Genomic DNA, 426 nt, shown 5'->3' with positions numbered 1-426 from the left:
GCCTTAGGGGCCGACTCACCCTGCCCCGATTAACGTTGGACAGGAACCCTTGGTCTTCCGGCGAACGGGTTTTTCACCCGTTTTATCGTTACTTATGTCAGCATTCGCACTTGTGATACGTCCAGCAACCCTCTCGAGCCACCTTCATCCGCTTACACAACGCTCCCCTACCCAACAGACGTATCACTAATAATCCTCACTCAAAGATGCCCGACTCAACGTTCGGGTTGCTTGAACAACATTTCATGTCGCTTCGCGCCATTCCATCTCGTTAATCGTAAGGCGTATTAGTGATACGCCTGATGCCGCAGCTTCGGTGCTATATTTCAGCCCCGTTACATCTTCCGCGCAGGCCGACTCGACTAGTGAGCTATTACGCTTTCTTTAAATGATGGCTGCTTCTAAGCCAACATCCTAGCTGTCTAA

General features: G+C 50.7%; 1 rRNA gene. It reads right to left on the bottom strand.

From position 1 onward, the window contains the following. Positions 1-426, bottom strand: a 23S ribosomal RNA gene (locus tag DV434_RS10670); the annotation flags it as partial.

The sequence above is a fragment of the Haemophilus haemolyticus genome (assembly GCF_003493685.1).
In the GTDB taxonomy this organism is placed as follows: Bacteria; Pseudomonadota; Gammaproteobacteria; order Enterobacterales; family Pasteurellaceae; genus Haemophilus; species Haemophilus haemolyticus_O.
Note: the sequence above shows the minus strand (reverse complement) of the source record. Positions and strands in the feature narration are given on the sequence as shown.